This is a genomic window from Streptomyces sp. NPDC021212 (genome assembly GCF_044332925.1).
Lineage (GTDB): Bacteria > Actinomycetota > Actinomycetes > Streptomycetales > Streptomycetaceae > Streptomyces.
The window spans coordinates 14,000-22,719 of record NZ_JBIRPZ010000006.1; the positions used below are offsets into that span (position 1 = coordinate 14,000).

General features: G+C 72.1%; 12 protein-coding genes. 5 read left to right on the plus strand and 7 right to left on the minus strand.

Annotated features, from left to right (window positions below; translation table 11 throughout):
* The first annotated feature begins 20 nt into the window (after positions 1–20).
* On the plus strand, positions 21–869 hold the full coding sequence (locus ACH4SI_RS17280; protein ID WP_398296583.1) for a spermidine synthase: 849 nt from the start codon (positions 21–23) through the stop codon (positions 867–869).
* 38 nt (positions 870–907) lie between these two features.
* Here the strand turns inward: ACH4SI_RS17280 and ACH4SI_RS17285 are convergent, their stop codons facing one another.
* Together ACH4SI_RS17285 and ACH4SI_RS17290 are read right to left on the minus strand one after the other, a co-directional pair.
* Positions 908–2,191 (minus strand): MFS transporter, encoded by a 1,284-nt coding sequence (locus ACH4SI_RS17285; protein ID WP_398296584.1) that lies wholly within the window; start codon positions 2,189–2,191, stop codon positions 908–910.
* Positions 2,192–2,249: 58 nt separating this feature from the next.
* Positions 2,250–3,332 carry a hypothetical protein gene (locus tag ACH4SI_RS17290; RefSeq protein WP_398296585.1) on the minus strand — a complete coding sequence of 361 codons (1,083 nt, stop codon included), beginning with the start codon at positions 3,330–3,332 and terminating at the stop codon, positions 2,250–2,252.
* Positions 3,333–3,416: 84 nt separating this feature from the next.
* Between ACH4SI_RS17290 and ACH4SI_RS17295 the strand changes: the two genes are divergently transcribed.
* Entirely contained in the window at positions 3,417–3,869 is a 453-nt protein-coding gene (locus tag ACH4SI_RS17295) for a DUF4442 domain-containing protein (protein ID WP_398296586.1), read from the plus strand.
* 192 nt (positions 3,870–4,061) lie between these two features.
* Positions 4,062–4,763 (plus strand): DedA family protein, encoded by a 702-nt coding sequence (locus tag ACH4SI_RS17300; protein ID WP_398296587.1) that lies wholly within the window; start codon positions 4,062–4,064, stop codon positions 4,761–4,763.
* 10 nt (positions 4,764–4,773) lie between these two features.
* On the opposite strand, the gene ACH4SI_RS17305 is transcribed toward ACH4SI_RS17300, so the two are convergent.
* Together ACH4SI_RS17305 and ACH4SI_RS17310 are read right to left on the minus strand one after the other, a co-directional pair.
* On the minus strand, positions 4,774–5,319 hold the full coding sequence (locus tag ACH4SI_RS17305; protein ID WP_398296588.1) for a gamma carbonic anhydrase family protein: 546 nt from the start codon (positions 5,317–5,319) through the stop codon (positions 4,774–4,776).
* 42 nt (positions 5,320–5,361) lie between these two features.
* Positions 5,362–6,228 (minus strand): EamA family transporter, encoded by an 867-nt coding sequence (locus ACH4SI_RS17310; RefSeq protein ID WP_398296589.1) that lies wholly within the window; start codon positions 6,226–6,228, stop codon positions 5,362–5,364.
* A 111-nt stretch (positions 6,229–6,339) separates the two neighbouring features.
* On the opposite strand from ACH4SI_RS17310, the gene ACH4SI_RS17315 reads away from it, so the two are divergent.
* Positions 6,340–6,912: a helix-turn-helix domain-containing protein gene (locus tag ACH4SI_RS17315; RefSeq protein WP_398296590.1), complete on the plus strand. Its 573-nt coding sequence runs from the start codon at positions 6,340–6,342 to the stop codon at positions 6,910–6,912.
* 43 nt (positions 6,913–6,955) lie between these two features.
* Entirely contained in the window at positions 6,956–7,510 is a 555-nt protein-coding gene (locus tag ACH4SI_RS17320; protein ID WP_398296591.1) for a YbaK/EbsC family protein, read from the plus strand.
* A gap of 3 nt (positions 7,511–7,513) precedes the next feature.
* On the opposite strand, the gene ACH4SI_RS17325 is transcribed toward ACH4SI_RS17320, so the two are convergent.
* The 3 genes from ACH4SI_RS17325 to ACH4SI_RS17335 all read right to left on the minus strand — a co-directional run bounded on the left by ACH4SI_RS17325 (position 7,514) and on the right by ACH4SI_RS17335 (position 8,675).
* Complete coding sequence (locus tag ACH4SI_RS17325; RefSeq protein WP_398296592.1) at positions 7,514–7,921, minus strand: GNAT family N-acetyltransferase; 408 nt, start codon at positions 7,919–7,921, stop codon at positions 7,514–7,516.
* A gap of 41 nt (positions 7,922–7,962) precedes the next feature.
* Positions 7,963–8,373: a CoA-binding protein gene (locus ACH4SI_RS17330; protein WP_398296593.1), complete on the minus strand. Its 411-nt coding sequence runs from the start codon at positions 8,371–8,373 to the stop codon at positions 7,963–7,965.
* A gap of 98 nt (positions 8,374–8,471) precedes the next feature.
* The gene (locus ACH4SI_RS17335; RefSeq protein ID WP_398296594.1) at positions 8,472–8,675 is read right to left on the minus strand and encodes an MbtH family protein; all 204 of its coding nucleotides are present in this window, start codon (positions 8,673–8,675) and stop codon (positions 8,472–8,474) included.
* Positions 8,676–8,720: the final 45 nt, after the last annotated feature.

Here is an 8,720-nt window from a genome sequence, read left to right on the forward strand (position 1 = left end):
CGGGACGGCACAATGGGACGGTGAACGAGCCGATACCCGTGACCCGGACCGTGGACCACGGCACCGCCAAGCTGATGCCGGACGTGGACCGCCCGCGCGCCTGGCTGCTCACGGTGGACGGTGCACCCCAGTCGTACGTCGACCTGGACGACCCCGGCCATCTGGAGTTCGAGTACGCGCGCCGGCTCGCTCACGTCCTCGACGAGACCGGCGAGCCCGGCGCGCCCCTCGACGCCCTGCACCTGGGCGGCGGGGCGCTGACCCTGCCCCGCTATCTGGCCGCCACCCGGCCCGGCTCCCGGCAGCAGGTGATCGAGGCCGACGGCGGGCTGCTGGAGCTGGTCGCCGAGTGGCTGCCGCTGCCGCCGGGCGGCGCGGGCATCACAGTGCGCCGGGCGGACGCCCGCGCGGCGCTGGAGGCCGCGCCCGACGGGTCCGCCGACGTCATCGTGGCCGATGTGTTCGGCGGCTCGCGGGTGCCCGCGCATCTCACGTCGGTCGCGTACGCGCGCACCGCGGCCCGGGTGCTGCGCCCCGGCGGCGCCTACCTGGCCAACCTCGCCGACAGCGCGCCGTTCACCTTCCTCCGATCCCAACTGGCCACGTTCCGCACCGCGTTCACGCAGCTGTGCCTGATCGCGGAGCCCGCGGTGCTGCGCGGCCGCCGGTTCGGGAACGCGGTGCTGGTGGCCTCGCAGGGCGAGCTGCCGATCGCCGCGCTGGCGCGGCGAACCGCGGCCGACGCGTTCCCGGCGCGGGTGGAGCACGGGGCGGCGCTGGAGCGGTTCACGGGTGACGCGGCGCCGGTGCGGGACGAGGACGCGGTGCCGTCGCCGGAGCCGCCGAGCGGCGCGTTCAGCGTCGGCTGACGGTACGGCACGTAACCAGGGCTCAGTGATTGACGGGCTCAGTGCACCATCGGCGACGTGGCGGGCATCCCCTCGGCGACCGGCTTCGGTTCGCGGCGCCGCAGCCGCCGTACGTCCGGTACGCACAGCACCGCCAGGGTCAGCAGCAGGATCAGCGACGAGCAGCCCCACAGCGCGGCCGACCGCCCGAAGGCGCTCTCGACCGGGCCCGCGAGGGCGGTGGCGACGGGGACCAGGGCCATGGAGCCGATCCAGTCGTACGCCGCCACCCGGGACAGCTTGTCCTCGGGGATCTCGTGGTGCAGCGCGGTCATCCAGGACACCCCGAACACCTCGGCCGACGCCCCGGTGACGAACATCACCGCCCACAGCGCGGGCGCGGACAGCGGGACGGCGAGCGCGGCCGACGGCAGGGCGAGGGGAAGCACACACAGGGTGCCCGCGAACAGCAGCCGGCGCGGTCTCCAGCGCGTCATCGTCAGCCCGCCGACAAGGGTGCCCGCGCCGAACGCCGCGAGCGCGAACCCCCAGGGCCGCGCCCCGCCCAGCCGCTCCTCGGACACCAGCGGCCCGTACACCGCCTCGGCCGCGCTCACCACGGCGTTGACGACCGAGAACTGCACCACGATGGACCACAGCCAGGGCCGTCCGATGAACTCCTGCCAGCCCTCGCGCAGATCGCGCAGCATGCCGCCGCCGGTTTCGCGTGGCGCGATGTCGCTGACGTCGAGCAGGGCGCGCAGCGCTCCGGCGGCGGCGAACGCGGCGGCGTCGATGGCCAGCACCCAGCCAGGGCCGACGATCGCCACCAGCGCGCCTCCCAGCGCGGCGCCGCCGATCTGCGCGCCGTTGGTGCCCATGCGGAACAACGCGAAGGCGCGGCCGGGCTGTTCGGCGGTGACGCTGGAGAGCAGCATGCCCTCGGCGGCGGGTCCGAAGAACGCCTGCCCGATGCCGCTGAGTGCGGCGAGCACGGCCATGTGCCACAGCCGCGCCTCGCCGGTGAGCACGAGCACCGCGAAGAGGGCCTGCGAGGCGCAGTTGAGGGCGTTGGCGGCGACCATCACCCGGTGCCGCGGCAGCCGGTCCGCCACCGCGCCGCCGATCAGCAGGAAGGCGACGAGCGGCAGGGTGCGGGCGGCGGCGACGAGCCCGACATCGCCGCCGTCCCCGCCCGCGTCCAGAACCGCGAACGCCGCCGCGATGAGGGCCCCGGAGTTTCCGAGGCCCGTCACCATCGCCGCGGCGGTCAGCAGCGTGTAGTTGCGACCCGCCCAGGCGGGGTGGTGCGGTCGAGGACGCGGAGCCGGGGGAGTGGTCACGCAGCGGACTATCCCCGGCGGTGGGCCCCGGCGTCCAACCCAATTCCGGCCGCTTCGATCAGTAGCCCTCGCCCTTCACCGGGCGCAGCGAACTCATGATCTTCTTGATGGTGGCATCCGGAACCTCGTCCTTGACGCCCTTGGCGGAGTAGAGCACCCACGTCGCGAAGTCGCCGTTGATGTCCGTGTAGGTGACCGTGACCGCCTTGCCGTCCGTGACGCACTTGTCGGTCTTCTTGACGCCGGTGACCGTCGCCGTGGAGGTGTAGCCCTTGAGCCCGTGCTTGCTCTTGAACGGCTTGGCGTCGGTGACCTTGCGGGTGCCGGTCTGCTTCTGGTCGAAGGCGGCGAAGACCCAGTTCTCGGCCTCGGTCTTGGCGGCGGAGGCCTCGGTCTTGGCGCCCTGCGCGCCCTTGGTGCCGGTCCCGGCGATTCCGCTGGTCTCCTCCTCGCCCCTGTCGTTCTTGACCGAGCAGGCGTTTTCCTTGTACTTGGCCGGAGCGGACATGATGACGAGCGGGTTGCCCTTCTCGTCCTCGAAGCCGATGCTCAGGTCCGGCTTCTTCACCGTCCAGTTCGCGGGCACGTCGAACGCGTCGTGCCGCTTGGGGCTGACGACCGTCTGCCAGCCGGGTATCACCGGCTTCACCTCGGCCGCGCCGCCACCGGCGCGCGGGTTGTCCTCATCCCCGGCGGAGGGGTCCTCGGCCGGTGCGGAGGAGGACGCGGGGGCGGCGGGCTTCTTGTCGTCCTTCGCCTGGTCGTCCTTGCCGTCGTCCTGGTTCAGGATGACGACGCCGGTGATCACGGCCGCCGCGACGACCGCCACCGCGGCGACGATGGCGATGGTCGCGGTGCGCTTCTTCTTGTCCGGCGGCGGCGGAGCCCCGGCCGGTCCGGAGGGCGTGTTCCAGCCAGGTGCGGGCTGGCCTTGCGGTGGTCCGTAACCCGGCTGGTGCCCCTGCTGGGCGGGCTGGCCCTGCTGGCCGGGGTAGCCCGGCTGCTGTGGCTGCTGATACGGATTCGGCTGCTGATAGCCCGGTTGCTGGTACGGGTTGGGCTGTTGATACCCCGGTTGCCGATAGGGGTTCTGATCCTGCGGGTTCTGCTCGCCCCCGGGCGGCTGCTGTCCTGGCCACATGGCCGATAACGATAGAGGGGGCCACCGACAGCGGCGACGGCCGCCCCTTCCCCGACTTTGCTACTCGGTGGTAACTTCCAAGGTATGTCAGAGACAATGCAGTCGATCGGCGACATGCTCGCGGCCACCGTGCCCATGGTCCGCACCCTGAACCTGGAATTCGTCGAGGCGTCGGCCGAACGTGCCGTGGTGCGCCTGCCCGACCAGCCCGACTTCCACAACCACGTCGGCGGACCACACGCGGGGGCGATGTTCACCCTGGCCGAATCCGCGTCCGGCGCGATCGTGCTCGCCGCCTTCGGTGACCAGCTCCAGCGCGCCGTGCCGCTGGCCGTGCGCGCGGAGATCGACTACAAGAAGCTCGCCAAGGGGCCGGTCACCGCGACCGCCCGGCTCGGTCGGCCCGTGGCCGAGGTGGTGGCCGGACTCGACGCGGGCGAGCGCCCCGAATTCCCCGTGACGATCGAGATCACGCGCGAGGACGGAGCGATCACCGGGGAGATGTCCGTCACCTGGACGCTGCGGCCGCAGGGCTGAGGAGCGCCCCTCCTCTCGTGTGAAGCCCCTCGTATGGGGGCGCCTCCCCCTCGTACGGCGCCGCCCGGCGAGCCGATGTGGCCGGGACCACGCATCGTGGAATGTGGCGGACGCGCCGATTGAGTACGCTTCCTAAGTGCGCTCGATCGGGCGTGCGCCGACCATGGATCGGCATACGGGAGGGAACCGGCGTTGCACATCGAGGAATGGCTGAACACCGTACCCGCGATCAGTGTGTATCTGCTGGTCGGCGTGGTCATCGGCCTCGAAAGCCTGGGCATCCCGCTCCCTGGGGAGATCGTCCTCATCAGCGCGACCCTGCTGGCGGCGTCGCAGGACCACATCAACCCCTACATCCTCGGTGCCTGTGCCATCGCGGGTGCCGTGATCGGCGACTCCATCGGCTATCTGATCGGCCGCAAGGGCGGCAAGCCCCTGCTCGATTGGCTGGGCCGTAAGTTCCCCAAGCACTTCAGCGCCGAGCATGTGGCGAACGCCGAGCGATCCTTCCAGAAGTGGGGCATGTGGGCGGTCTTCGTGGGCCGCTTCATCGCCCTGCTGCGGATCTTCGCGGGCCCGCTCGCGGGTGTGCTGCGCATGCCGTACTGGAAGTTCGCCATCGCCAACGTGCTCGGCGGCATCGTGTGGGCGGGCGGCACCACGGCGGTCATCTACTCGGTCGGCAAGGTCGCCGAGGACTGGCTGAAGCGCTTCTCCTACCTCGGGCTCGTGGCCGCCCTGGCCTTCGGCCTCGGCTCGATGCTGGTGATGAAGTGGCGCACGAAGAAGGCCCAGCAGAAGGCGCAGGAGGAGGCCGTCCGGCAGTCGGTGCCCACCACCGGGGCGACCGGGTCCGAGGCGGCCGAGCCGGAGCCCGTCCCGGCCGCCGAGTAGCCGCCTGCCGTCACTCCTTGCCGGCCCGCTCCTCCGTCGCCGCGCGGTGGTGGCGGGCCAGGTCCACATAGCCCTCCGCGTTGAGCCGGACGTGCTCCCGCTCCTCCTCGGTCAGCTCGCGCCTGACCTTGGCCGGGACCCCCGCGACCAGCGAGCCCGGCGGCACCCGCATGCCCTGCGGCACCAGCGCCTGGGCGGCGATCAGCGAGCCCGCGCCGATGTGCGCGCCGTTCAGCACCGTGGCACCCATGCCCACCAGGACGTCGTCCTCGACGGTGCAGCCGTGCAGCACCGCGTTGTGGCCCACGGTCACCCGCTCGCCGACGGTGGCCGGGAAGCCGGGGTCGGCGTGCACGGTGCAGTTGTCCTGGATGTTGCTGTACGCGCCCACGCTGATCGACTCGGCGTCCCCGCGCAGTACGGCGTGGTACCAGACGCTCGCCCCCGCGGCCACCGACACATCGCCGATCACCACGGAGGTCGGGGCGGCGAACGCCTCCGGGTCGACCTTCGGCTCCTTGCCGCCCACTCCCGCGATCAGCGCCCGCTCCGCCACTGCCGTCTCCTTCGGTCCGTCATGCTTGCCGTCCCCGGCACGTTAGCCCGTCGTCAGCAGCACGGTGCCCACCAGGGCGAGCCCGGCGCCGGTCGCCTGCACCGCGCGCAGCCGCTCGCCCAGCAGCCCGCGGGCGGCGAGCGCGGTCACCACCGGGTACAGCGAGGCGAGTACGGCGGCGATGGTGACCGGCCCGTGGTGGGCGGCCAGGTTGTAGGTGCCGTTCGCGGCGACGTCGGCCAGCCCCACGAAGGCGAGCGCGGGCAGGGACCCCGCGACGACGCGCAGGCCGCCCTCGGGCAGCGCGCGGGTGCCGCGCCGTACGGAGATCAGCAGCGCGCCGCCGCCGACCACCACGTTGCACACCCGCTGCACGAACAGGGCGAGGAAGAGCCCGGTCAGGGTGGAGGACGCCTCGGCGATCAGCGCCATCACCGAGCCGAAGCCCAGCGCGGCGACCAGGGTGAGCAGCAGGGTCTGCCGGTGGACGGGGGCTCCGCCGGTCTGCGGCCCGCCGGCCAGCACCACCCCGGCCACCGCCACCACGACCCCGGCCAGCTGGAGCAGCCCGGGCCGCTCGCCGAGCACGATCGCGACGGCGAGCGGCACCATGACCCCGCCGAGGGCCCCGAGCGGGGAGACGACGCCCATCGGGCCGAGCGCGAGCGCCCGGTAGAAGCAGAGCATGGCGGCCGGGCCCACCACGCCCGCCGCCGCGGCAAACCACAGCTGCGGCCCGGCCTCGGACCAGCCGCCGGTGGCCACCACGATCGCGCCGAGCACGGTCACCGCGATGACCTGCGAGACGACAACCACCGTCAGCGCGGGGGTGCGCCGGGTGAGCAGCCCTCCGCCGAAGTCGGCCAGCCCCCACATGAGGCTGGTGGCCAGAGCGAAGAGTGCGGACATGGGGAAACCTCGCCGTACAGTGTGATGGACGCTGGAGTACACCGCAGCATAGTTCACTTTGTTCGACTACGCCATTCATAATAGTGGACGACCCGGAATGGACGGGATGCCGTGACCGACCTCGATCAGCTCACGCAGTCGCTCGCCCGCAACCTCAAGCGCTGGCGCAACGAACGCGCCTACACCCTGGACGCCCTCGCCACCCGCGCCGGGGTCAGCCGGGGGATGATCATCCAGATCGAGCAGGCCCGTACGAACCCGAGCGTCGGCACCACCGTGAAGCTCGCCGACGCGCTCGGCGTGAGCATCACCACCCTGCTCGACTACGAGCAGGAAGCGCGGGTGCGGCTCGTACCGCCCGAGCAGGCGGTGCGGATGTGGTCCACGGAGGCGGGCAGCCACACCGTGCTGCTCGTCGGGACGGAGGCACGGGGGCCGCTGGAGCTGTGGGACTGGCGGCTGATGCCGGGCGATGGCAGCGACTCGGATCCGCACCCGCCCGGCACCGTCGAGATGCTGCACGTCCGCGACGGGGAGCTCACGCTCGTGGTCGACGACCAGGAGCACGCCGTGCCCGCCGGCACCTCGGCGATCTTCGAGTCGAACGTGCCACACGCCTATCGCAACGACGGCGAGGAGACCGTCACCATGACCCTGGCGGTGTCCATCCCGCCCCCGCGCTGAGCGGGGCCCGTCCCAGCCCCCGTACGGCTGTTACGTTGTCGCCATGCCTACCCCCATGGACGCCTTCGACGAGGTCCGGCCCGCCGTGGAATGCCTGGATCTGCTGACCGCTCCGGTCGCCGGCGCGCTGCGCGACTGGCGCGGCACCGGCCCGGTGGAGCAGGTGCTGTACGTGGACACCGACCCCGACAAGGCCGACACCGCCGTGCTGGTGGAGAACTACGGCTCCTGGCTGATGGAACAGTCCGCCAACTGCGTGGTGGTCGCCGGGAAGCGGGGTGGCGAGGTCACGCTCGCCGCGTGCCTGGTCCTCGCGCACACCCGCGCGGACGTCAACGGTGTCGTACGCCGCCATCTGGGCGCCCGCAAGGCGTCGTTCGCGCCTACGAGTACGGCGACCGGTGAGAGCGGCATGGAGTTCGGCGGCATCACCCCGATCGGGCTGCCCGCCGACTGGCCGCTCCTGCTGGACGCCGCCGTCGCCGACATCCCGTACGCGCTCATCGGCAGCGGCAGCCGCCGGGGCAAGCTCATCGTGCCGGGCAAGGTGCTCGCCGGGCTGCCGGGCGCGGTCGTGCTGGAGGGGCTGGGCGCGTAGCCGTCAGCCCCGGCGCCCGGACAGATCCAGCGACAGGGCGGTGGAGTGCTCGGCGAAGCCCAGGCTCCGGTACAGCTCCTCGGCGTCGTCCGTGGCGTGCCGGTAGCGGAGGTCGGTGTACACGTTGAAGATGAACCCGAAGCGCCCCGTGGGGTGGACGGGCGCGGGCAGCCGCTCCTCCATCCGTCCCACCGCGCACGCCGCGAGGTGCGGGGCACCTGGCTCATCCCCGTCCACGACGAACGCGCCGAGCGCGGGTTCCGGATCGCTCAGCTGCCGCCGCGCGATCTCCTCGGCTCTCGCCTCCCAGGGGCCCGGCTCGTCCTCACCGCGCATCGCGAGGAACATCAGCCTGCGCATCCGGACCAGCTCAGGGGCGTCGGAGGGACGGGCGGCACGTATGGGGATCATGGAGGGACGCTAACCGCCGGGCCGCACCGCGCCCAAACCCTTTACCGGCCCAGCCGCGGAATTTCGATGGCGGGGCAGCGGTCCATCACCATCTCGAGACCCGCCGCACGGGTCCGCTCGTACGCCGCCGGATCGACGACGCCGAGCTGGAACCACACCGCCTTGGCGCCGATCTCCACCGCCTGGTCGGCGATCGGCCCGGCCAGCTCGGAGTTGACGAACACATCGACCACGTCGACCGGGAACGGGATCTCGGCGAGCGTGGCGTATCCGGGCTCGCCGAGCACCGTCTCGGCCTTCGGGTGCACGGGCACGACGCGCTTGCCGTGGCGCTGGAGCACCCCGGCCACGCCGTAGGCCGCGCGGGCCTGGTTGGAGGACAGGCCGACGACCGCCCAGGTGTCTCCCAGCTCGCCCAGGATCGTGCGGATCGTCGCGGTGTCGCCGTACATGGGTTGCCTCCTGCGGGTGCGGTGTCCGGCCCTCGGCCCTCTCGGGCGGAAACGGACACCGCGCCCCGGAGATTCCCCGGCGTGCGCCGGGACGCCGTTCAGGAACCCGAGTCGGCCATGCGCTCGCGCAGGCTGCGGGGCCGCATGTCGGTCCACACCTCGTCGACGTAAGCCGAGCACTCGTCCTTGGTGCCCTCCTTGCCGACGGGCTGCCAGCCGTCGGGGACATCGAGGTCGGCGGGCCACAGGGAGTACTGGTCCTCGTCGTTGCGGAGCACCTGGTAGCGGGCGTTGTCGTCCATGAGTTGTTCTCCTCTTCGTGGATGTGGTTGTCGGTGGATGTGGCT